We start from the raw sequence: 22515 nt of genomic DNA, 5'->3' as shown, positions 1-22515 counted from the left end.
TGCCCGAGACGATTGCCAAGATGTTTCGAACAGAGTCCCTGAGGTTTACCCCCTGCGCGGCGCCGCCGTCAAGAGCCGCCCCCGGCCGTCATCGCGAAGGGACCTGCGCCGCCCGGCTCGCCTCGTACGCCAGGGCTTCCGGCGCGGCGAAGCGTTCCCGCAGGCCGGTGGCCATCCGCCGGGCGGGCAGTGTCCAACGTGGGGCGTCGTGCAACGGGTAGTGCAACCGGTGCCGCAGGGCCTGCCCGTGCCATACCGACGGGATGCCCACCGACAGCTGGTAGCCCTGCCCGGTCAGGTGCCGCCCCGCCACCGCCTCGCACAGCGCGATCTCCCACGGCTGCAGCCGCTCCCGCCAGCTGCCGACCCGCTGGCTGGTCACCGGTTCCCGGGTCAGCCGGTGCCAGCTCTTGCGGCTGGGCACGGCCACCTCCGCCACGCGGGCGGGCTCGGCCATCGCCGGATCGTAGGCCTCGCCCAGGAACGCGCACAGCCGCCGCAGCACCGGCTCCGGCTCGGCGACCAGCTCCTCGTAGCGCAGCTCGTGGTAGGAGTCCGGGGGCAGCGTGCGCCGGGCCCGCGCCGAGCTGTCCATGGCCCGCGCCCAGTCCGAGACGGCCAGGCAGATGTCCTTGTCGTACCAGGGGGTCTCGCGGATCGAGGCGATGCAGTCGCGGCCGTCGCGCACGATGTTGACGATCTGCGCGTCCGGGAACAGCCGCCGCACCACATCCAGGTTGTTCAGGTACGCCGGCCGCTTGTCACCCCACCGGACCTTCCCGAACCGCGCCGCGTACGCCCGGAACACCGCGCCGAGGGCGCTGCCCAGGGTCGGCCCCGCCGCGACGACCTCCTCGACCACGGCGCCCGGGTCCAGTCCCAGGTCGGCGAAGGCGGTCCTGCCCGTGGTGATCCACTGGGCGAGCCGGCGGCGGTTGGCGGGGTCGGCGAGGTCGCCGTACCGCTCCCGCTCGGCGTAGGCCTTCAGCAGGAACCGGGTCTCCGGCGGGATCGCGATCCGGGGATGGGCATGCAGCATGAGCTGCAGCATCGTGGTCCCCGACCGGGGACAGCCCACGACGAAGACCGGCCGCTCGTCGCCCATTGCTTGCCGCACTCCATTAACGCCGTATTTACGACTTACACCCTTTCAACGACCCGCCACCCCGACCCGCACCGCCTCGCGCGGCGGATGGTTCGTGCAGTTTCGGGGAACCTGCACGAAAGCGGGCCAAGATTCCCGCACTTTCCTCGAAACTGCACGAACCCGCGGGCAGGGGGGCGGCCAGCAGCGGGCATCGGGGCGGGGGCGGGGGCGGGGCGAGCTGGCGGCGTGGGCCGGCCGTGCGCGGGTTGCCCGCGTCAAGATCGTTCGAGTTGCCGGGCAATCGGGCGTATCTTGCGCTTGATTGCGCCCGATTTCCCGGCAACTTAGTGGATCTTGGTTAGGGGGTGGGGAGGTGGCCCTCGTCGACGTGGTCGAGGACGGTGGCGGCGCCACCGGTGGCGGCGGCGCCGTGGTCGAGGATGGAGGCGGAGACCTGGGGGCCGCCGAGGTCGGGGGCGATGCGGCGGGAGGCGAGCTCGGTCTCGACGGCGGGCAGGAGCCAGGGGGCCAGCGGGACGAAGTAGCCGCCGAGCACGATCACCTCGGGGTCGAGGAGGTCGGCGACGATGGAGACGCCCTGGCCCAGGCCGTGGCCGACCTCGGTGAGGGCCTGCAGCGCCGCCGGGTCGGCGGCGCGGGCGCGGCGGACCACCTCGTCGATCTCGGGCTGCAGGTCGGTGAGCTCGCCGTCGCTGGTGGCCTCGGGGATGACCCGGGACACGATGGCGGCGATGCCGGCCACCGCCTCCAGGCAGCCGCGCCGGCCGCAGCGGCAGGCCGGGCCGCCGGGGTCGATGGTGATGTGCCCGATCTCGCCGGGGAAGCCGCGGTGGCCGCGCAGCAGGCGGCCGTCGACGATGATCCCGGCGCCGATGCCGACCTCGCCGGTGAGGTAGACCAGGTTGCGGGTGCCGGCGTGGGCGCCGTACCGCGATTCGGCCAGGACGGCGAGGTTGGCGTCGTTGTCGACGCCGACGGGGAAGTCGGGGTCGCCCAGGGCCCGGATGAGCGCGCCGCGCAGGTTGACGTCGCGCCAGCCCAGATTCGGGGCGAGGGTGACCACGCCGGCGGAGTCGACCAGGCCGGGCACGCCGACGGTCAGCCCGAGCACCCGGCGCCCGTCCTTGACCACGCGGTTCACCGCGCGGCGGCCCAGGGCCGCGATCGCGGTCGCGGCCTGTGCCGGGCTGGCGCCCAGCCCGGCGAACGACCGCCGCCACGACAGCACCTGCGTGCCCGCGAGGTCGACGGCGACGGCCGTCAGGTAGTCGGCATTCACTTCGATGCCGATCGCGGCGTATGGTGAGCCGTCGAGCATCAGCATGGTGGCCGGGCGGCCGATGCGGTGCTCGGTCAGGCCCGTCTCCCGCAGCAGCCGCCGGTCGATCAGATCGGCGACCAGGCTGGAGACCGTGGCCTTGTTCAAGCCGGTGGCAGCGGCTATCTCAGCACGGGAGCAGGGCGCGTTGCCGCGCACGTAGCGCAGCACGACGGCGAGGTTGGTGGCTCTGACGTCGGCGAAGTCCGCCGGCTGCGGCCCCCGCTGCATCGTGATCACGTGCGCCCTCCGGAGCTCGCTGCGGTCGTCGCACCATCATGCCGTATGGCCGGACTCGGCGCCCGCATGGAAGCGCTCCCTTGTGGGGGCTACCGCCTTCCGCTAATTTGTTTAGTCGTCAGACGAACTAAATATAGCCCGCCCCCAGCCCATCGGGGCGGTTTCCCCTGATCCTGAAATATTTTCGACGAAGGGAGCACGCCGTGGACCACCCCCTCCCGGGCACGGCGAACCGCCGGTCGTTCCTCACCCTTGTCGGGTTGGGCGCGGTCGCTGCCGCCAGTGGCGGTGCCCTGGCCGGCTGCACCGAGAAGGCCGCCGACACCGGCACGGCGGCGGAGGTCGACAAGCTGACCGCCGTCCTGCCCAAGTTCAAGCCGCTGGACCTGGTCCAGCCCGACATCAAGGGCATCTCGCCGGTCGCCAACGGGTTCACGAAGTACCCGGCGAACCTGGTCGACGCGATCACCGACAAGCCGGGTCGCGGCAGCACCATCACCACGATGACGCCGTACTGGGGGACCGTGCCCGCCGGGCCGGGCCAGAACGCGTACGTCGACGCGATCAACGCCGAACTGGGCGCCGTCGTCACCCCGGGCATCCAGGACGGCAACACCTACGCCGACAAGCTCAACACGATCATGGGCGCCCGCGACATCCCGGACGTGCTGTGCATCCCGAGCTGGGAGATCCCCAAGATCCCCAACTTCTCCGAGGCGGCCAAGGCGCTGTTCGAGGACCTCACCGACCACCTGTCCGGGGACAAGGCGCTGCCGTACGCGATGCTGGCGAACCTGCCGACGGTGGCCTGGTCCAACGCGGTCTGGAACCAGCGGCTGATGGGTGTGCCGTGGCCGACCGACGGCCCGTACCCGTGGGCGCTGTTCTACCGCAAGGACCTGACCGACGCCATCGGCGCGAGCGTGCCGAAGACCGCCGACGAGCTGTACGCGTTCGGCAAGGCGGTCACCAACGCCGACAAGGGCGTGTGGGCCTTCAACGACATCCAGGCCATGGTCGAGATGATCTTCCGGGTGCCGGGTGCGAAGGAGGGCTGGCGCAGCAAGGACGGCAAGGTCACGTTCAAGCTGGAGACCGAGGAGTTCAAGGCCGCGCTGGAGTTCCTGGTCAAGGTCTTCAAGGACGGCCTGGTCCACCCCGAGATCATCGCCACCAAGGGCGCCGACGCGAAGCTGCTGTTCAACGGTGGCAAGATCGTCATGGTGCAGGACGGCGTCGGCGCCTGGCTGGGCGTGCAGGCCGAGCAGCAGAAGGTGACTCCGGGCTTCAACATGCAGCCGGTGCCGTTCTTCGCCGCTGACGGCGGCAAGCCGCTGGTGCACGGCTCTGGCGACCCGATCTTCTACACCTTCATCAAGAAGGGCCTCGGCAAGGACAAGACCGAGGAGATCCTGCGCGTGCTCAACTTCCTCGCCGCGCCGCTGGGCACCAAGGAGTTCGAGCTCATCGAGTACGGCGTCGAGGGCAAGCACTTCGCCAAGGGCGCCGACGGCTGGCCGGCCGGCAACGACCTGCTCGGCAAGGAGAAGGCGGACCAGTTCCGCTTCCTCGCCGGCACCGCTCCGACGATCAAGTTCGACGCGCGGGTCCCCACCTACGTCAACGATCTGATCAACTGGGAGAACGCCTCGGTCCAGCACATCGAGGTGGACCCGTGGCGCGGCATCAAGCTCGAGATGCCGGCCAGCTACGTGAAGGTCAAGCAGCCGACGGAGGACAAGATCAAGGACATCATCCGCGGTCGCCGTCCGCTGTCGGACCTGGACGTCGTGCTCAAGGAGTGGCGTGACGGCGGCGGCGAGGACGGCCGCGCCTTCATGGCCAAGGCCCTGAGCGACGCCGGTCGATGAGGATCGCACCGTGAGCAGCACCAAGGTGGCCGGGCCTGTACAGGCCCGGCCTTCTCCCGTACCCCCGGCTCCCGAGGCGCCCCCCAAGCGCAACCGGAGCTCCTTCGCCGCGCGGTGGCGGCGCGACCGCGTCCTGCTGCTGATGACGGCCCCGGCCGCGCTGCTGCTGCTGGTGTTCCACTACATCCCGACGCTGGGCAACATCGTCGCGTTCAAGGACTACGACCAGTGGTCCGGCAGCACCGCCGTCGAGGCGATCGTCAACAGCCCGTGGATCGGCTTCACCAACTTCGCCGAGCTGTTCGAGGACTCGCAGTTCTGGGACGCGCTGCGCAACACCCTGGCCATCACCACATTCCAGCTGGTGTTCTTCTTCCCGCTGCCGATCGCGCTGGCGATCCTGCTCAACAGCGTGGTGTCGCGGCGGCTGCGCTCGTTCATCCAGACCGTGGTCTACCTGCCGCACTTCTTCAGCTGGGTGCTGGTGGTGACCTTCTTCGTGCAGATGCTCGGCGGCGCCGGACTGCTGGCCCAGACGCTGCGCGACAACGGCGTGCAGCCGTGGGACGTGATGACCGACCCGGACACCTTCATCGTGCTGGTCAGCACCGAGTCGCTGTGGAAGGACGTCGGCTGGGGCACCATCGTGTTCCTGGCCGCGCTCACCGCGATCGACCAGAGCCTGTACGAGGCGGCCGCCTCCGACGGCGCCAACCGCTGGCGGCGCCTGTGGCACGTCACCCTGCCCGGCCTGCGCCCCGTGGTGATCCTGCTGCTCATCCTGCAGCTGGGCAACTCGCTGTCGGTCGGCTTCGAGCAGTTCATCCTGCAGCGCGACGCGGTCGGCCGGCAGGCCGCCGAGGTGCTCGACACGTACGTCTACTACCTGGGCCTGGTCACCCAGGACTACGGCGTCGGCGCCGCCGCGGGCCTGTTCAAGGCCGCCATCGGCCTGGTGCTGATCCTGATCGCCAACAAGCTCGCGCACCGCTTCGGCGAGCAGGGGGTGTTCGTCAAGTCATGAGTCCGCTCACCAAGTCGCGCCGCCCCGAACGCCCGTCGTGGGAGGAGCCGCCCACCCTGATCGGGCAGCTGATCAAAGGCACCGTGCTCAGCGCGGTGGTGCTCGCGGTGCTGATCCCGATGTGGTCGGTGCTGGTCACCAGCGTGTCGTCGAAGAAGGCGATCGCCGACGCGGGCGGGATGGTGTTCATGCCCCGCGACTTCGACATCTCGGCGTACGTGCTGATCTTCACGCGGGGCGAGGTGTCCGGCGCGGTGTGGCGCAGCATGCTGGTCACCCTCGCCGGCACCGCGCTCAGCCTGGGCTGCACCGTGCTCGCCGCGTACGGCCTGTCCCGGCCGGGCAGCCTGTGGCACCGGCCGCTGCTGCTGTTCTTCCTGATCACGTTCCTGGTCGGGCCGGGCCTGATCCCCAGCTACCTGCTGGTGACCAGCCTCGGGCTCAAGGACTCGCACTGGGCGCTGATCCTGCCCGCCGCGGTCAACGCGTTCAACCTGGTCGTGGTGCGCCAGTTCTTCATGGGCATCCCCGCCGAGCTGCTCGACAGCGCCCGCATCGACGGCGCGGGCGAGTGGGCCATCCTGGGCCGGATCGTGCTGCCGCTGTCCAAGGCGGTGGTGGCCGTGGTCGGCCTGTTCTACGCCGTCGGCTACTGGAACATGTACTTCAACGCGGTGCTGTACCTCAACAACGCCGACGACCACGTGGCGCAGCAGGTGCTGCAGGCGTACATCCTGGCCGGGCAGAGCCCGGCGGGCATCGGGTCGCCGCCCGCGCTCGGCTTCAGCGCCCCGCCCAGCCTGGCCGTGAAGATGGCCGTCGTGGTGGTGGTGCTGATCCCCATCGTGATCGTGTACCCGTTCATCCAGCGCCACTTCACCAAGGGCGTCATCGCCGGCGCCATCAAGGGCTGACCCGGTCCGCCCGCCACGCCCCGCTCCGCGGGTTGGGAAGGGGCCCTTCTTATACGGAATGCGATAAGAAGGGCCCCTTCCTTTCTCCCGGTCAGTCGGCGAGGAACGAGACGATCGCGGCGGCGAACTCAGGGTTGCGCACCACCGTCAGGTGGTCGCCGGCCAGCACCTTGCAGCGGCCGTCCGGCAGCGCCGAGGACAGCACGTGCGGCCGCGTCGCCAGCCAGTCGTCCGCCCCGGCCAGCACCAGCGCGGGCACCGTGATCCGAGCCAGACCGATGGGGGTATGGCGACTCGCCTGCGCCTGCGCGGCCAGACTCCGCCGGTCCGCCCCGGTCGCCTCGGCGAACATCCGGAAGCCCAGCGCCCGCTCGTCGGTGATGGTGCCCGGATCGTCGGTCAGCAGCGCGTCGATCAGCGCCGACCCGACCAGCGCGCCGCGGTCTACCCCGCCCTGCTCGGCGGCGCTCGCGCCGATCCCGCCCACGACCAGGCGCCGCACCCGCGGTTCAGCCGCCGCGGTCACCAGCGAGACGACCCCGCCCATCGAGTAGCCGACCAGGTCCACCCGGTCCAGCCCGAGCAGGTCGAACAGGCCGGTCAGATCGCGGGCCATCGCGTCCTCGCCGTAGTACGCCGGGTCGTGGTGCTTCTGCGAACCGCCGTGCCCGCGCGCGTCGATGGCGACCACCCGCCGCCCCGCGGCGGCCAGCGCGTCGACGACACCGGTCACCACCCAGTTGCCCGCCGCCGAGGAGGCGAAGCCGTGGTGCAGGACGACGGTCGGCGCGGCGCCGGCCGCCTCCCAGACGTGGTAGGCGATGGACGTGCCGTCGTACGAGGTGAAGGTCTGCATCGCCGAAGTTTCGCCGCCACCGGACCGACTCGGCATCGGCAAGTTCACCAGTCGCGCCGCAGGTGGGAATACTCGCGCGCCCGGGACCTTCCGGGTAGCCGCGGGCGCGCGAGAGTACGTGCGGAGTGCGTGCGCACTCCGTACGCGCGGAGTGCGTGCAGTTTCGGGGAAAGTGCAGGAATCTTGGCTGGGATTCGTGCAGTTCCCCCGAAACTGCAGCCAACACCCGGTGCGCGACGTGCGCGGGGCGACGTGGCGCGGGGCGATGTGGCGTCGGGCGGCTCGGGGTCAGCTGATGCGGGTGAGGGTGAGGTCGCGGGCGTCGGCGTAGCGGGCGCGGACGGCCGGGACCGGGGCGGCGTCGTAGCGGGTGAGGCCGTCGAGTTCCCACTCGGGCTGGGCGCCGGTGGTGATCCAGGCGGCCTGGCGGGCGGCGCCGTCGGCGACGTACTCGCCGGGCGGGGGGACCAGGACGGGGCAGCCGAAGACGGTCGGGGCGATCTGGCGCAGGGCCTCGGAGCGGGCGCCGCCGCCGACCAGGATGACCCGCTCGACCTGGGCGCCCTGCGCGCGCAGCGCGTCGAGGCCGTCGGCCAGCGCGCAGAGCAGGCCCTCGACGGCGGCGCGGGCCAGGTGCGCGGCGGTGGAGCTGCCCAGGGTGAGGCCGTGCAGGCTGCCGGTGGCGTCGGGCTTGTTGGGGGTGCGTTCGCCTTCGAGGTAGGGCACCAGCACGAGGCCGTCGGACCCGGCCGGGGCGGTCAGGGCCAGGCGGGACAGCTCGGCGTGGTCGACGCGCAGCATGGCGGCGGCGCTGTCCAGGACCCGGGCGGCGTTGAGGGTGCAGACCAGCGGCAGGAAGTGGCCGCTGGCGTCGGCGAACCCGGCCACGGCGCCGGTCGGGTCGGCGGCGGGCGCGGCCGCGACGGAGAAGACGGTGCCGGAGGTGCCGATGGAGACGATGACGTCGCCGGGGCCGGCGCCGGCGCCGAGGGCGGCGGCGGCGTTGTCGCCCGCGCCGGGGCCGAGCAGCAGCCCGGCCGGGATCGCGGCGCCGAGCTGGGCGGTGCTGCCCGCGCTGTCCGCGGGGCCGAGCACGCGCGGCAGCAGCACGTCCTTGCCGAGGGCGAGGGTGAGCAGGTCGCGGCGGTACGCGCCGGTGCGGGGCGACCAGTAGCCGGTGCCGGAGGCGTCGCTGCGGTCGGTGGCCAGCGCGTCCAGGCCGGGCGCGCCCGCCAGCTGCCAGGTGAGCCAGTCGTGCGGCAGGCACACGGCGGCGGTGCGGGCGGCGTTGGCGGCCTCGGCGCGGGCCAGCCAGCGCAGCTTGGTGACGGTGAACGAGGCGACCGGGACGCTGCCGACGGCGTCGGCCCAGGCCTGGCCGCCGCCGAGCTCGGTGACCAGGTCGGCGGCGTCGGGCGCGGAGCGGGTGTCGTTCCACAGCAGCGCGTCGCGGACCACGGCGCCCGAGTCCTCCAGGCAGACCATGCCGTGCTGCTGGCCGCCTACCGACATCGCCGCGACGTCGGCCAGGCCGCCGGCGTCGGCGATCGCGGTCTGCAGGGCGGCCCACCACGCGTCGGGCGGGCAGCTGGTGCCCTCGGGGTGGGCCGCGCGGCCCTGGCGCACCAGCGCGCCGGTGTCTGCGTCGCGTACGACGACCTTGCAGGACTGCGTCGACGAGTCGACACCGGCGACCAGCACCATCGTTTCAGTCTCCCGGAGCGAGGGACGCCGTGAGCAGCCCGTCGACCGTGCGCAGCGGCGCCTCGACACCATTGACGAGCACCGTGGCAGGCGGGGTGCACCCGGCTGTTTCGGGGAAGGCGATCGCGCGCAGGCGGGCAGACCCCGCGACCGTCACCGCGAGAGTATCCCCTGACCTGTGCGCCACGACAGTGCTTGCGCAACCGTCGTCGAGGAGTTCGCAGGTCGCGTCGCCGCCGCCGAAGCTCAGCAGGGTCACCGACGGCCACGGTCCGTCCGCGAGGTGCTGGGTCGGCTCGGTGGTCGCGATGAGGGCGTTGCGGCGGACGTACAGCGGGAGGCGGTCCAGGGCCGGGGCGACCGGCATGGTGGTGGCCTCGGGGTAGACCTCGCCGGTCCACCAGCAGACCCAGCCGCCGCTGCCGCCCGCGCCGTCGACGGTGGTGGGCGGCAGGTAGACGTCGCGCCGCTGGGTCTCGCTGATCATCGGGGCGACCAGCAGGTCCGGCCCCAGCCGGTACTCGTGCTCGGCCCGCCAGGAGGCCGGGTCGGCCGGGGAGTCGACCGCGAGCGCCCGCATGATCGGCTCGCCGGTCTCCTGCGCCCGCAGCGCCGCCGAGTAGAGGTACGGCAGCAGCCGGTACCGCAGCTTGAGGGTCTCGATGGTGGCCGCCTCGACGGCGGGGAACCGCCACGGCTCGCGGGTGGTGGTGCCGTGGAAGCGCAGCAGCGGCGACAGCGCGCCGAACTGGGCCCAGCGCAGGTACAGGTCGTCGCTGGGCACCCCGCAGAAGCCGCCGCTGTCGTGCGACCAGTACGGGATGCCGGACATGCCGTGCGCCAGCCCGCCGTTGAGCGAGGACGCCAGCGCCGGGTACGAGCACATCGTGTCCCCGCCCCACTGCGCCGCGTGCCGCTGCCCGCCCAGGTACGACGACCGCGCCCACACCATGCTGTGCCCGTGCACCTCGCGGGTCACCTCGACCACGGCGTCGTTGTAGAGCAGCGTGTACACGTTGTGCAGCTCGGTGCCGGTCATGCCGTTGTGGGCGACCGCGTCGGCGGGCACGCCCTCGGCGAAGTCGGTCTTGAACACGTCCACGCCCTGGCGGGCGACCACCCGCAGCAGGTCCTGGAACCAGGCGACGGCCTCGGGGTTGGTGAAGTCGATGATGCCGCCGGGCGGGAACGAGCCGTGCCACGAGTCGGCGACGTACACCTCGCCGTCGGGGCGGCGCAGCAGGAAGCCGCGCTCGGCCGCCTCGGTGAACCGGTCGGAGTTGTGCGACAGGTACGGGTTCATCCACACGCAGATCCGGAAGCCCTGCTCGTGCAGGGTGGCCAGCATGCCCTCGGGGTCGGGGAAGGTCTCGCCGTCCCAGCGCAGCTCCGACCACCTGCCGTCGGGCTGCCAGTAGGTGTCCAGGTGCAGCACGTCGCAGGGGATGCCGTGCTCCCGGATGGTCGCGGCGCGGGCCAGCACCTGCTCCTGGCTGTCGCGGCAGAAGCCCGAGGAGATCCAGGAGCCGAACGCCCACTTCGGCGGGCACTGCGGGCGGCCGGTGAGCGCGTCGTAGCGCTCCAGTACCGCGTTCGGGGTGGGTCCGGCCAGGACGTAGTAGTCCAGCGCGTCATCGGGTACGAGCAGCTGGGTGACGCTGCCGGTGGCGGCGCCGAAGTCGTACTCGACGGGCAGGCCGGAGTCGACGAGCAGGCCGTAGCCGCGGCTGGACTGGTAGAACGGCACGTTCTTGTAGGCGCGGTCGGACTCGCTGCCGAAGGCGTCGAAGTTCCACATGACCGGCCGCTGGCCGCGCAGGTTCAGCGCGGTGAAGCGCTCGCCGGTCCCGGTGAGCACCTCGTCGGCCGGGAACGTGAAACTTTCGTGGTACGCCACGATCCGGCCGTCCACCCGGGAGCAGCCCAGCGGCAGGTTGCGCATCCGGCCGGAGATGTCGACCAGGCCCGGGTCGCTGCGCAGCAGCTCGCGCCCGGTTACCGTGTCCTGGAAGGACAGCGACCAGGGGCTGAGCACCGCGTGCGCGGTCAGCGCCCCGGCGGTGACGCTGATGGAGTCGACCCCGGCGACCACGGTGGCCACCGCGCCGGGGTCGGGCTGCGTCAGCGGCAGCGCCCGCGCCGAACGGGTGCGGGCGGCGGGGTCGTCGCTCAGCCGTACCCGCAGGATGCCCTCGCCGGCGGCGCTGAGCTGCAGGTGCAGGGCGGTGCCGTCGGCGGTGTACGCCTGCAGCGTCACCCCGGTCGAGTCCTTGCCGGTCAGCTCGGCGCGCACGACCACCTGCGGCCCCGGCTCGCCGGGGGAGCGGCGCGGCAGTTCCGGCGGGTCGGCGGAGAAGTACTCGTGCGCCACCAGCGGCGGTCGAAACGGCATGATCGGCTCCTCGGACGGTCGGCGGGCGCGGGTAACGGCGGCGGGGCACCAACGCCGGTACAAATCGGCTTGGCCAAGCTAAATTTAGTTTTCCGTGTAGCCAAACAAACGTCAACCGCGTCCGGTTGACGCCACCCCCAGGGTCACCTAATTTGGCTGCGTTCCAAACAAAAGGGGGAGCGGTGTACCTGTTCGGCGGCGACTACAACCCGGAGCAGTGGCCCGAGCAGGTGCGCGCCGAGGACCTGGAGCTGATGCGCGCGGCCGGGGTCAACCTCGCCACGGTCGGCGTGTTCGCCTGGTCGCGGCTGGAGCCCGAGCCCGGCCGGTATCACTTCGGCTGGCTCGACCGGGTCCTCGACGACCTGCACCGGGCGGGCGTCGGCGTCGCCCTGGCCACCCCGACCGCCTCCCCGCCGCCGTGGTTCACCCGGGCCCACCCCGACGCGCTGGCGCAGCGCCGCGACGGCGTACGCCTGGTGCACGGGTCACGCGACACCTACTGCGTCAACGCCCCCGCCTACCGGCGCGCGAGCGAGGCGGTCGCCCAGCAGCTCGCCCGCCGCTACGCCGACCACCCGGCCGTACGCCTGTGGCACGTGCACAACGAGTACGGCACCTGGTGCTTCTGCGACCACTGCGCCGCCGCCTTCCGCGACTGGCTGCGCGCGCGCCACGGCACCCTGGACACGCTCAACGAGGCGTGGACCACCGCCTTCTGGAGCCAGGAGTACGGCGACTGGGCGCAGGTGCTGCCGCCGCGCGCCACCCAGTACCTCGGCAACCCGGCGCACGAGCTGGACTACCGGCGGTTCCTGTCCGACAGCATGCTCGCGGCGTACACCCGGCAGCGGGACCTGATCAAGGACGCCGCGCCGGGCGCCACCGTCACCACGAACTTCGTGCTCGGCGGGTGGGTGCCGGTCGACCACGCCCGCTGGGCCGCCGAGGTCGACCTGGTCGCGATCGACCACTACCCCGCGAGCCTGGACGGTGCCGTCGCCGAGAGCGCCTTCGCGGCCGACCTGGCCCGGGGCTGGTCGCGCGCGGCCGGGCAGGGCGGCCGCTGGCTGCTGATGGAGCACGCGCCCGCGCACGTCACCGAGGGCGGCCTGCAGCGGCGCAAACCACCCGGCATGCTCGAGCGGATCGCGCTGGGGCACGTCGCCCGGGGCTCGGCGGGCGCGCTGTACTTCCAGTGGCGAGCCAGCGCGGGCGGTGCCGAACAGTGGCACAGCGCCCTGGTCGGCCACGGCGGCGCCGACAACCGGCTCTTCCGCGAGGCGGCCGCACTCGGCGCGAAGCTCGCCGCGCTACCGCCCCGCCCCGCCCCAGCCGTCACTGCTTCAGTCGGCACTGCTCCAGCCGGCACTGCTCCAGCCGGCACTGCTCCGGTGCCGACGTCGTCCGCCGATGCGCCGCGGGTCGGACCGCGGGCGCGGGTGGCGGTGTGGTTCGACGAGCAGTGCTGGTGGGCGGTGCAGGCGGCGCACCTGCCCGCGCCGGTCGACTACGAGGCGCGGGTGCGGCGCTGCCACACCCTGCTCCGGCGGCGGGGGTACGCCGTGGACGTGGTCCCGCCCGGCGCGGACCTGTCCGACTACGGGGTGCTGGTGCTGCCCGCCGCGTACCTGGTCGACGACGCTTCGGCGGCGAAGCTGGCGCGGTTCGTGCGCGAGGGCGGGCAGCTGCTGGTGACGCACCAGTCGGGGCTGGTCGACGCGAACGCACGGGTCCGCCTCGGCGGGTATCCGGGGGCGCTGCGAAACCTGCTCGGCATCGTGGTGGAGGAGTTCGACCCGCTGCCGCCGGACCGGCTGGCGGTGCTGGACACCGGGGCCGTCGCCAGTGGCTGGACCGAGTGGCTGTCCGCGCCGTACGCCCAGGTCACCGCGCGCTACCCGGACGGGCGCCCGGCCGCGACCAGCCGCGCCGACGGAGCCGGGACGGCCCGCTACCTGTCCTGCGAGCTCGACGACGCGGGTCTGTCCGACTGGCTCGAACGGGCGTGTGCCGACGCCGGGATCACTCCCGTGCTGCCGGGGCTGCCCGACGGCCTGGAGGCCGTCCGCGCGGACGGCCTCCTGTGGCTGTTCGACGAGGCCGGGCTACTTCTCGTTGTTGACGAACTCCGGGTATCTCGCGGTGAACTGGCCCAGAGTGTCGTTCTTGGCGGCCTTGAACATCTCCAGGGTGAGGTCGTCCAGGCGCTCGAAGCTCTGCCCGTTGACCTTGTAACTGTTGTACCGGCCGCTGTTGGTCTTGAGCAGGACCAGGTCGGAGCCGGCCAGGTCCTTCATCGTGAACAGGAAGTCGACCAGGGTGATGCCCTTCAGTGACAGCAGCATCGACTGACCGACGGCCTTGAGCAGCGCGTTGAGCTTGCCGATGTCGGTGAGCGCACCGCTGGTCGTCGCCTTCTTCATCATCGCCTTGATGAGCTGCTGCTGGTGCCGCTGCCGGGAGTAGTCGCCCTGGTTGTCGGCCGCGCCCTTGCGGATCCGGGCGAAGTCCAGCGCCTCCCAGGCCTGCATGTCCCGGCAGCCCTTCTTGTGCAGGTACTGCTTGCCGTTGATGCCGAGCCGCTTCTCCACCGGCAGCCCGTCGTTGCCCGACCCGTTCACGTAAGTGGGCTTTCCGCCCGGCTTCAGGACGAAGTAGTGCGACGACCGGGTGTCCGCCTCGACGCACAGGTTCACCGAGCCCAGCGTCTCGATGACCTTCTTGAAGCCGCCGAAGTCGATCACGGCTGCGCCGTCGAACTCGATGCCCGTCAGGTTCTTCACCGTGCGGGCCGTCAGCGCCAGCCCGCCCGCCCAGCCGCCGCCCTTCATCGCGCCGCGGGTGAACGCTCCGTTGATCTTGTCGGAGATCGACTTCATGCCGTTGGGCGCGTCCGGGATGGTGACCCGGGTGTCGCGCGGGATCGACATCAGGTACGCCTGGTCGTGCGTGGCCGGGATGTGCACCACCAGGACCGTGTCGGCGCGGGCGTCGTCACGCTCCTGCGTGGACCGGGTGTCGATGCCGAGCAGCAGCAGGTCGATCGCGCCCTCCAGCGCCTTGCCGGACTCGGTCGGCTGCTTGGCCGCGTCGTCGAGCACGTCGACGACCTGAATGCTGTCCTCCAGGGTGCCGACCACCGAGCGGAGCGCCACGAGGGCGCCGCCCACGGCGAGCATCACCAGCGCACCGAACGTCACCGCCAGCGACGCCCAGAGCGGGACCTTCCGCCGCCGGGTCCTGGGGCGGCGCCTGCGGTCGGCGTCTTTCCGCTCGGCGTTCTTCGGCTCGGCGGTCTTCGGCTGAGTGCTCCTCGGCTCGGCGCTGTGCTTCGAGCGGCTGCGTTGCCTGGGAACGGATGTGTCGGACTTGCGGCGGGACGTGGTCGCCATCGCCGTACCTCCCCGTGGTCAGAAGTGACACCACTGGGAAGACGGCACCAACGGTGCCGAACCTTGCCCCGCCCCCAAACTTCTTCACCTCTGCGCGATCTCCATGCACGGCTTCTTGCCCCGAGGCGGCGATCTTCCTCTTGTGGTCGCGGGTTGAGGTCGGAAGCTGGGCTCCTTGCGCATGTTCAGACCTGGGTCGGTGATCTTCGGCAGGGTGAGTCGCCGAGCGATACCTGCACCCGAGTTCTGTCCCGAAGCGGCGATCTTCCTTTCGTGATCGCGGGTTGAGGTCGGAAGCTGGGCTCCTTGTGCACGTTCAGACCTGGATTAGCGATCTTCGTAGGGTGATCGCCGATTGAGGCTGATTCGCGGGCGGGCGCTGGCCCGGAGAGTCCGGGTGCGCCGTTGTTTCAGGGGTGGGCCGGGCGCCCGGAGACCGGGAACGCGACCTGCGGCTGCGGCTGCGGCTGGCCGGGGACCTGCGGCGCGGCGGCCTGCCCGTTCGCCGGTTCGTGCCCGTTGCCCTGCCCGTTACCCGGACCGTGCCCGTTGCCCTGCCCGTGCGCGTTGCCCGGTCCGTGGGCGTGGCCGTTGGCTGGACCGTGGCCGTTCGGGGCGGCGTGGTTGTTTCCGGGCGTCGAGCCGTGGCCGTTGCCGTCGTAGCTGTGCACCGGAACGCCGTGGCCGTAGCCGGCGGGGGCCGGGGTGTATGGGGCGGGCGGCGCGGGCTGGTGGCCGTTGCCGGGCTGGTCGGCGGCCGGATGGAAGACCGTGGCCGGGGTGAAGCTCTGGGTGTGCAGGTAGCCGTTGGCCGGGGCGGGTGACCAGGCCGGTGCGGGCTGCGGCAGCGGGATCGGCTGGGTTGGCGGCACCGGGTGCACGGCCGGTGCGGGCTCGGCAGCCGGGGCGGACTGGGCCGCGGGGACGGACCGGGCCGCGTCGGCGGTGTCTTCGGCGTCGCGCTTGCTCGTCTGCGAGGCGCCCGGCACCTGGAACACGCCGCGAGCCGGATGCGGCGGCAGGCCGGGGACCGAGGCCGAGGTGCGGCGCACCGGTAGCGGGACCGGCTCGGCGACCAGGTCGTGCTGCGGTTCGGCGAATCTGGTCAGCGCGATGACCGCGCCGAGGGTGAGCACGAAGCCGAGCGCGGCCACCCACACCATGCCGCTGCGGATCTGGTCGCCCAGCAGCAGCATGCCGATCGCGGCGGCGGGCACCGCGCCCGCGGCGTCCATCGCGGCGACCGCGGCGTTGGTGGAGCCGCGCTGCATGGCGAGGCCGAGCAGGAGCTGGCCGGTGAGCGAGTGCGCGATCACCAGGTAGAGCAGGGGGTTGAGGCCGAACTCGACGATGTTCTGCGCCGACGCCAGCGGGCGGGCGGCGATGGCGGCGGAGGCGAAGCAGAGCCCGGCCAGCGAGCCGAGGACCACCGAGCCCAGCACGCCCTTCACCTTGCCCGCGACCACGCTGACCGCGGCGATCGCGGCCAGGGCCACCACCAGGGAGATGATGCCCTTGGCGTCGAGTGGTTCGGCGTGTCCGGGCTTCGCCGAGGCGGCGAGCATGCCGATGCCCGCCACGACCAGCGTGAGCAGGGCGATCTCCGCGAACGGCAGCTTCCACTTGAGCAGGACGACGCCGCAGAAGGCGGTCACGCACAGGCCGGCCGTGACGGCGGACTGGACCAGGAACAGCGGCAGGTCCCGCCGCGCGCCCAGGGCCAGGAAGAAGCCGAGGATCTGGCAGCCGAGACCGAGCAGGTACGTCTTGTTGCCGAACAGCCGCAGCAGCAGGCCCGGATCCAGGTTGTCGGTCGTCGCTGTACGTGTTGCCGCCATGGACTGCAGCAGGTTGGCGATGCCGTACGCGGCGATCATCGCCACCAGGAACCACCAGCCAGAGGACACCACCAACGCAGCTTAGACCCTTAGGGGTCGGGTGTGCCCAACCCGGAGGTCAGATAACCGAGTGAATGAGACTGACTACAGAGCGCGAAGGCCCGCTGGGCTCAGCTTTTCCAGGACATCCTCGTGTAACTGCCCGTTGGTCGCGATGGCGGAGCCGCCGCCCGCGCCCGGCCGTCCGGACAGGTCGGTGAAGTTCCCGCCCGCCTCGGTCACGATGGGGACCAGCGCGGCCATGTCCCACAGCATCAGCTCGGGCTCGATCATGATGTCGAGCGCGCCCTCGGCCAGCAGCATGTAGCCGTAGAAGTCGCCGTACGCGCGGCTGCGCCAGGTCTTGCGCATCAGGTCCAGCACCGAGGCCAGCCGCCCGGTCTGCTCCCAGCCGTCGAGCTCGGAGTAGCAGAAGCTCGCGTCGGCCAGCCGGCGTACGCCGGAGACGTGGATCGGGGTGGCCGCGGCCTGGTGGCGGCCCGCGAACGCGCCCAGCCCGCGCGCGGCCCACCAGCGGCGGCTCAGCGCGGGCGCCGACACCAGGCCGACCACCGGTTCGTCGCCCTCCATCAGCGCGATCAGCGTGCCCCAGATCGGTACGCCCCGGATGAAGTTCTTGGTGCCGTCGATCGGGTCGATGACCCACTGCCGGCTGCCGGAGGCCCCGGTGATCCCGAACTCCTCGCCCAGCACCCCGTCGCGGGGGCGGATGCGGGCCAGGGTGGAGCGCAGGGCCTTCTCCACCGCGGTGTCGGCGTCGGTGACCGGAGTGAGGTCCGGCTTCGACTCGATGCGGAGGTCGAGCTTGCGGAAGCGCGACATCGAGATCGAGTCGGCGGTGTCCGCCAGCGCGTGGGCGACGCCCAGGTCGTCCGAGTAGCGGGCCATGCCGAGAATTTATCGGATCTCCGCTATCGCCCGGTATCGGGTGCGAATACCCGCTGGACCAGCCGGGTAGTTTCGTCGGCATGAGTACGGACAGGGACCGGGTGCTCGCGCCCTTCCTCGACGAGTCCGGCCGCATCCGCAGCATGCCCGCCCGCGCCGGCAAGCGGCGGCTGCTGCTCGAGCACGTGGTGTGCGCGTTCGAGCCGGGGGTGCGGCTCACCGAGCGCGAGGTCGACGCGGTGCTGCGGGCGTTCTACGAGCACGACTGGGTGTCCCTGCGCCGCTACCTCATCGACACGGGCCTGATGGCCCGCGAGGACGGCGTCTACTGGCGCACCGGCGGCTACGTCGACGTCTGACGCGGAAGCCTGCGGTAGCGGGCGACCATGTCCCGGCTACGTCGAGGTCTGGCCCGGCTGCTCGGTGTCCCCGGCCCGGGAGGCCAGCAGCCGCCGGAACGAGGCCAGCCGCCGCGCGTCGGCGCGGCCCTGCTCGACCCAGGCGTCCAGGGCGCACTCACCGCCGCCGTGCTCGCAGTTGGGCGGGCAGTCGACGGTCCCCTCGACCAGGTCGGGGAAGCCGTGCAGCAGGTCGTCGGAGGAGACCAGGGCCAGGCCGAAGCTGCGTACGCCCGGGGTGTCGATGATCCAGGACTCCTTGCGGTCGGGCAGGCGCAGCGCGACCGCGCTGGTCGAGGTGTGCCGCCCCTTGCCGATGGCGCTGACCGCGCCCACGGCCCGCCCGGTGCCCGGAATGAGCCGGTTGACCAGCGTCGACTTGCCCACCCCGGAGTGCCCGACCAACACCGAGACCCGGCCGGACAGGCGCTCGCGCAGCTCGGCCAGGTCACTGTCGGGTCGGCACAGCACGTAGTCGAGGTCCAGCTCGGAGTAGTAGGAGACGACCTGCTCGGGGCCGCCGAGGTCGGCCTTGGTCAGGCACAGCAGCGGCTCGATGTCGGCGGCGTACGCGGCGACCAGGCAGCGGTCGATGAAGCCCTCCCGCGGCGGCGGGTCGGCCAGCGCGCTGACGATGACCAGCTGGTCGGCGTTGGCGACCACGACCCGCTCGATCCGGCCCTCGGCGGTGGTGTCGTCGTCGTCGGCCGTCCGGCGCAGCACCGAGCGCCGCTCCTCGATCCGGACGATCCGGGCCAGGCTGCCCGCGTCGCCGCTCACGTCACCGACCAGGGCCACCTCGTCGCCGACCACCACCGACTTGCGGCCCAGCTCGCGGGCGCGCATCGCGGTTACCTCCGACGACTCGCCCTTGCGGTCGCCGGCCACCACGCAGGTGTAGCGGCCGCGGTCGACCGCGACCACGAACCCGGTCACCGCGTCGGAGTGGGTGGGCCGGGTCCGGGTGCGGGGACGGGAGGAGCGGGTGGCGCGCACCCGCACGTCGTCCTCGTCGTACTCCCGCTTGCGTTTCACCTGCTCGCCCTCACTGCCCGGCCAACTCGCCCCATAGTGCCGGGAATTCGGGCAGCGTCTTGGCGGTACACGCCACGTCGGACAGCTGCACCCCGGGCACGCGCAGGCCGATGACGGCGGCCGCGTGCGCCATCCGGTGGTCGTCGTAGGTCTCGAAGCTGGTGCCGGTCAGCTTGGCCGGGGTGATCTCCAGGCCGTCGGCGGTCTCCGTCACCCGCGCGCCCAGCGCGGTCAGCTCGCGGGCCAGGGCCGCCAGCCGGTCGGTCTCGTGGGTGCGGATGTGCCCGACGCCGCGCAGCACCGACGGGCTGTCGGCCAGCGCGGCGAGCGCGGCCACGACGGGTGTGAGCTCGCCCACATCCGAGAGGTCGACGTCGATGCCGTGGACGTCCCCGGTGCCCGTGACGGTCAGGCCGTCCTCGGACAGGGTGAGCACGCCGCCGAGCTGGGTGAGCAGCTGGCGCACCTTCTCCACCGGCTGCACGCTGCTGCGCGGCCAGCCGGTGAGGGTGACGCTGCCGCCGGTGACCAGGGCGGCGGCGAAGAACGGCGCGGCACCGGACAGGTCCGGCTCGATCTGCCAGGCCCGGCCGCTGAGGCGGCCCGGGGCCACGTGCCAGACGTTCGGGGTGGCGTCGTCCACGGCGGCGCCGGCGGCGCGCAGCATCTGCACGGTCATGCGCAGGTGCGGGGCGCTGGGCACCGGGTCGGTGCCGACGTGGCGCACGGTGACGCCCTCGTCGAAGTCGGCGGCGGCCAGCAGCAGGCCGGAGACGAGCTGGCTGGACAGCGAGGCGTCCACGTGGACCTCGCCGCCGCGCAGCTGGCCCTTGCCGTGCACGGTCAGCGGCAGGCCGTCGATGCTGGAGGCCTCGATGGTGGCGCCGAGTTCGCGCAGCGCCTTGAGCAGCGGGCCGAGCGGACGCTGCCGGGCGCGGGGGTCGCCGTCGAAGGTGACCGGGCCGTGGGCCAGCGCCGCCAGCGGCGGTACGAAGCGCATCACGGTCCCGGCCAGGCCGACCTCGACGTGCGCCGGGCCGGCCAGCGGCCGCGGCCGGACCTCCCAGCGCTGCTCGTCGGCGGTGTTCACATGCGAGCCGAGCGCGCGCAGCGCGGCCGCCATCAGCTCGGTGTCGCGGGCCCGCAGCGGGGCGAGCAGGGTCGACGGGCCCATCGCGACGGCGGACAGCACCAGCGCGCGGGCGGTGATGGACTTCGATCCGGGCAGTCGGACCACGGAGTTCACCGGGCCGGTGGCGGTGGGCGCGGCCCACGGCTGTAACGGTCTGCTCACGCCCTCCAGTCTGCCTGATGGACGCAGGCGTAAGGTGAGCGGCATGTGCGGGCGCTATGCGACGACGCGTACGGCGGTGGATCTGTCCCAGCTGTTCCAGGCCGAGGACGACACGGCGGGCGCGCTGGCCCCCGACTACAACCTGGCCCCGACCGACCCCGCGCCGATCGTGCGCGTCTCGGCCTCGCGCGCCGCCCGGGTGGTGAGCCTGGCGCGGTGGGGCTTCCTGCCGCCGTGGTCGGAGGATCCGCGCACCGGGTTCAAGATGATCAATGCGCGGGCCGAGACGCTGGCCTCGTCGCGGGCTTTCGGGCCGTCGTTCAAGGCCAAGCGCTGCATCGTCCCCGCCGACGGCTGGTACGAGTGGACCCGCACCCCCGAGGGCAAGCAGGCGTACTTCATGACCCAGCCGGGCGGGCTGGCCTTCGCCGGGCTGTGGACCGCGGGGAGGTTCGGTCTGACCTGCACGATCATCACGACCGCGGCCCAGGGCGCGCTGGCGGAGGTGCACGACCGGATGCCGCTGCTGCTGGCTCCGGTGGACTGGGCGGCCTGGCTGAGCGGCCCCGCCGACGCGGAGCTGCTGACCCCGCCGGGGCCGGAGCTCGTGTCCACGGTGGAGATCCGCCCGGTGGGCCCGGCGGTGGGCGACGTCCGCAATGACGGCCCTGAATTGGCCCATCGGCTGGCCGGATCGGCCGAACCGGCAACCCTGTTCTGATTTTGCGTCGGATCGTGACAGTTTGCGTCACGACTTTGCGGGTAAACCCTTGTCTCGACTCCCCGCTGTGCGGTAAGACACAGCGTCGGTGGCGCGGTTGTCTTAGCGTCAACGACATTCAGCCGGATCCCATCGCCAGTTGGCGATGGGACCGACCCACGGGGGAGGTGGGTGGAATGACCCGGGCGCGGGTTCCACGCCCGCATGAAATCGCGGCCGCGCGCCGCGATCCGCGTCTTGCGCGCGCGGTGCGGGAGCGTCATGACAATGCCTGGCGGACCAGAGGTGCGTGCCAGGCCACCGATCCGGAGACCTTCTTCCCGGCGCCGCTGGAGGCGGCCGACGCAGCAGTGCAGCTGTGCGGTCGTTGCCCGGTGTCCGGGGCGTGCCTGGCCTGGGCACTGAGCGTCGGCGACTGCCACGGCGTCTGGGGCGGCACGACCGCCCGGGAACGCCGGGCCATGCTCGTCGCCTGGCGCACGGAGGAATCCGCCGAGGAGCTGCAGTACGTCGCGTTCGGGCCCCAGCCGGAGCTGGTGGTCTCGGCGGGGCAGTTGGAGCCGCCCCGCCGGGGTGGCGCCAACCGGCGCGTGCCGACGCAGAGCCGGGCCGAACTGGCGCTGGTCACCCTCGGCGAGGCCGAGCGTGACCGGGACGTCCGTCCGCACGGCGTGCCGTTACTGGCCAGGGAGCACGCACACGCTGCATGATCGTCGGTGTGCGCACTGGCACGCAGACCATCGAGACCGATCGGGGCCCGGCACGGGTCGACCTGACCGTGCCGGGCGGCCGTGCCGTCCCCGCCTCGCTGCTCGTGCTCGGGCACGGGGCGGGGGGCAGCGTCGACGCCCCGGACCTGACCGCCGTCCGTGACGGTGCGCTGGCCGCGGGCGTCGCGGTCGCGCTGGTCACCCAGCCCTACCGGGTCGCCGGACGGCGTACGCCGCCCCCGGCGGGGCACCTGGACGAGGCGTGGCGGGCGGTGCTCGCGGTGCTCATGGGGCAGACGGGGCGGTTGCCGGTGATCGTGGGCGGCCGCTCCAGCGGAGCCCGGGTGGCCTGCCGGACCGCCGCCGAGGTCGGCGCGGTCGGCATCGTCACGCTGGCCTTCCCGCTGCACCCGCCCGGCAAGCCCGACCGCAGCCGGGCCGGTGAGCTGGCCACCGGGCTGCCCACGCTGGTCGTCAACGGTGATCGAGATCCGTTCGGCGTGCCCGGTGCCGCACTGGGGGTGGAGCTCGTTGTACTGGGTGGGGAGCGGCACGACCTGCGCAAGGCCCCGTCCGCGGTGGCCGGTGCGGTGGTCGCGTTTCTGCGCGCGCACGGCTGGGCGCGCTGAGGCCGCGGTCCGGCGGCGGCCCGGGTGACGGGCGCCACCCGGTCACGGCCGTCCGGAATGCGAGAGCCGCCACGCGGTGTTGCACCCCGCGGACAGGCCGGCACCCGCCGGCCCCAGGGC

Annotated in this window: 15 protein-coding genes and 3 pseudogenes; 8 read left to right on the top strand and 10 right to left on the bottom strand. The window is 72.3% G+C overall.

Annotated elements, in window-relative coordinates; genetic code table 11:
* Positions 1–88: 88 nt before the first annotated feature.
* Both QEZ54_RS02420 and QEZ54_RS02415 read right to left on the bottom strand, forming a co-directional pair.
* Positions 89–1105, bottom strand: coding sequence for a sulfotransferase (locus tag QEZ54_RS02420; protein ID WP_281302763.1), 1017 nt, complete (start codon positions 1103–1105; stop codon positions 89–91).
* A 340-nt stretch (positions 1106–1445) separates the two neighbouring features.
* A complete protein-coding gene (locus QEZ54_RS02415; protein WP_281303029.1) occupies positions 1446–2657 on the bottom strand; it encodes an ROK family transcriptional regulator in 1212 nt (403 codons plus the stop codon).
* 212 nt (positions 2658–2869) lie between these two features.
* On the opposite strand from QEZ54_RS02415, the gene QEZ54_RS02410 reads away from it, so the two are divergent.
* From QEZ54_RS02410 to QEZ54_RS02400, 3 genes are read left to right on the top strand one after another with little or no spacing between them, the layout of a single operon-like run.
* Positions 2870–4537: an extracellular solute-binding protein gene (locus QEZ54_RS02410; protein WP_281302762.1), complete on the top strand. Its 1668-nt coding sequence runs from the start codon at positions 2870–2872 to the stop codon at positions 4535–4537.
* A gap of 10 nt (positions 4538–4547) precedes the next feature.
* Positions 4548–5561: an ABC transporter permease subunit gene (locus QEZ54_RS02405; RefSeq protein ID WP_281302761.1), complete on the top strand. Its 1014-nt coding sequence runs from the start codon at positions 4548–4550 to the stop codon at positions 5559–5561.
* Positions 5558–6475: a carbohydrate ABC transporter permease gene (locus tag QEZ54_RS02400; RefSeq protein ID WP_281302760.1), complete on the top strand. Its 918-nt coding sequence runs from the start codon at positions 5558–5560 to the stop codon at positions 6473–6475. The genes QEZ54_RS02405 and QEZ54_RS02400 overlap by 4 nt, the downstream gene beginning before the upstream one ends.
* Positions 6476–6566: 91 nt before the next feature.
* On the opposite strand, the gene QEZ54_RS02395 is transcribed toward QEZ54_RS02400, so the two are convergent.
* The 3 genes from QEZ54_RS02395 to QEZ54_RS02385 all read right to left on the bottom strand — a co-directional run bounded on the left by QEZ54_RS02395 (position 6567) and on the right by QEZ54_RS02385 (position 11427).
* A complete protein-coding gene (locus QEZ54_RS02395; protein ID WP_281302759.1) occupies positions 6567–7331 on the bottom strand; it encodes an alpha/beta fold hydrolase in 765 nt (254 codons plus the stop codon).
* A gap of 288 nt (positions 7332–7619) precedes the next feature.
* The gene (gene xylB / locus QEZ54_RS02390; protein ID WP_281302758.1) at positions 7620–9035 is read right to left on the bottom strand and encodes a xylulokinase; all 1416 of its coding nucleotides are present in this window, start codon (positions 9033–9035) and stop codon (positions 7620–7622) included.
* Positions 9036–9039: 4 nt separating this feature from the next.
* Complete coding sequence (locus QEZ54_RS02385) at positions 9040–11427, bottom strand: TIM-barrel domain-containing protein (RefSeq protein ID WP_281302757.1); 2388 nt, start codon at positions 11425–11427, stop codon at positions 9040–9042.
* 182 nt (positions 11428–11609) lie between these two features.
* Between QEZ54_RS02385 and QEZ54_RS02380 the strand changes: the two are divergent.
* A pseudogene (locus QEZ54_RS02380) lies at positions 11610–13442 on the top strand (beta-galactosidase); the annotation flags it as partial.
* Between the two features lie 93 nt (positions 13443–13535).
* On the opposite strand, the gene QEZ54_RS02375 reads toward QEZ54_RS02380, so the two are convergent.
* The 3 genes and pseudogenes from QEZ54_RS02375 to hisN form a co-directional block, all read right to left on the bottom strand.
* Complete coding sequence (locus QEZ54_RS02375) at positions 13536–14822, bottom strand: LCP family protein (RefSeq protein WP_281302756.1); 1287 nt, start codon at positions 14820–14822, stop codon at positions 13536–13538.
* A 1082-nt stretch (positions 14823–15904) separates the two neighbouring features.
* Positions 15905–16699 (bottom strand): annotated as a pseudogene (locus tag QEZ54_RS02370) (hypothetical protein); the annotation flags it as partial.
* A gap of 105 nt (positions 16700–16804) precedes the next feature.
* Positions 16805–17608, bottom strand: coding sequence for a histidinol-phosphatase (gene hisN, locus QEZ54_RS02365; protein ID WP_281302755.1), 804 nt, complete (start codon positions 17606–17608; stop codon positions 16805–16807).
* An 80-nt stretch (positions 17609–17688) separates the two neighbouring features.
* On the opposite strand from hisN, the gene QEZ54_RS02360 reads away from it, so the two are divergent.
* A complete protein-coding gene (locus QEZ54_RS02360) occupies positions 17689–17967 on the top strand; it encodes a DUF2087 domain-containing protein (protein ID WP_217394354.1) in 279 nt (92 codons plus the stop codon).
* A gap of 36 nt (positions 17968–18003) precedes the next feature.
* Here the strand turns inward: QEZ54_RS02360 and rsgA are convergent, their stop codons facing one another.
* On the bottom strand, positions 18004–19041 hold the full coding sequence (gene rsgA, locus QEZ54_RS02355) for a ribosome small subunit-dependent GTPase A (RefSeq protein ID WP_281302754.1): 1038 nt from the start codon (positions 19039–19041) through the stop codon (positions 18004–18006).
* A gap of 10 nt (positions 19042–19051) precedes the next feature.
* Positions 19052–20380, bottom strand: coding sequence for a 3-phosphoshikimate 1-carboxyvinyltransferase (gene aroA, locus QEZ54_RS02350; RefSeq protein WP_281302753.1), 1329 nt, complete (start codon positions 20378–20380; stop codon positions 19052–19054).
* Between aroA and QEZ54_RS02345 the strand changes: the two genes are divergently transcribed.
* The 3 genes and pseudogenes from QEZ54_RS02345 (at position 20379) to QEZ54_RS02335 (ending at position 22395) form a co-directional block, all read left to right on the top strand.
* Complete coding sequence (locus QEZ54_RS02345; protein ID WP_281302752.1) at positions 20379–21056, top strand: SOS response-associated peptidase; 678 nt, start codon at positions 20379–20381, stop codon at positions 21054–21056. The two genes, aroA and QEZ54_RS02345, sit on opposite strands and share 2 nt — an antisense overlap.
* Before the next feature lie 176 nt (positions 21057–21232).
* Positions 21233–21538, top strand: a pseudogene (locus QEZ54_RS02340) (WhiB family transcriptional regulator); the annotation flags it as partial.
* Positions 21539–21774: 236 nt separating this feature from the next.
* Positions 21775–22395 carry an alpha/beta family hydrolase gene (locus tag QEZ54_RS02335; protein WP_281302751.1) on the top strand — a complete coding sequence of 207 codons (621 nt, stop codon included), beginning with the start codon at positions 21775–21777 and terminating at the stop codon, positions 22393–22395.
* Positions 22396–22515: the final 120 nt, after the last annotated feature.

The organism is Catellatospora sp. KI3 (assembly GCF_029948125.1).
Taxonomy (GTDB): domain Bacteria; phylum Actinomycetota; class Actinomycetes; order Mycobacteriales; family Micromonosporaceae; genus Catellatospora.
Note: the sequence above shows the minus strand (reverse complement) of the source record. Positions and strands in the feature narration are given on the sequence as shown.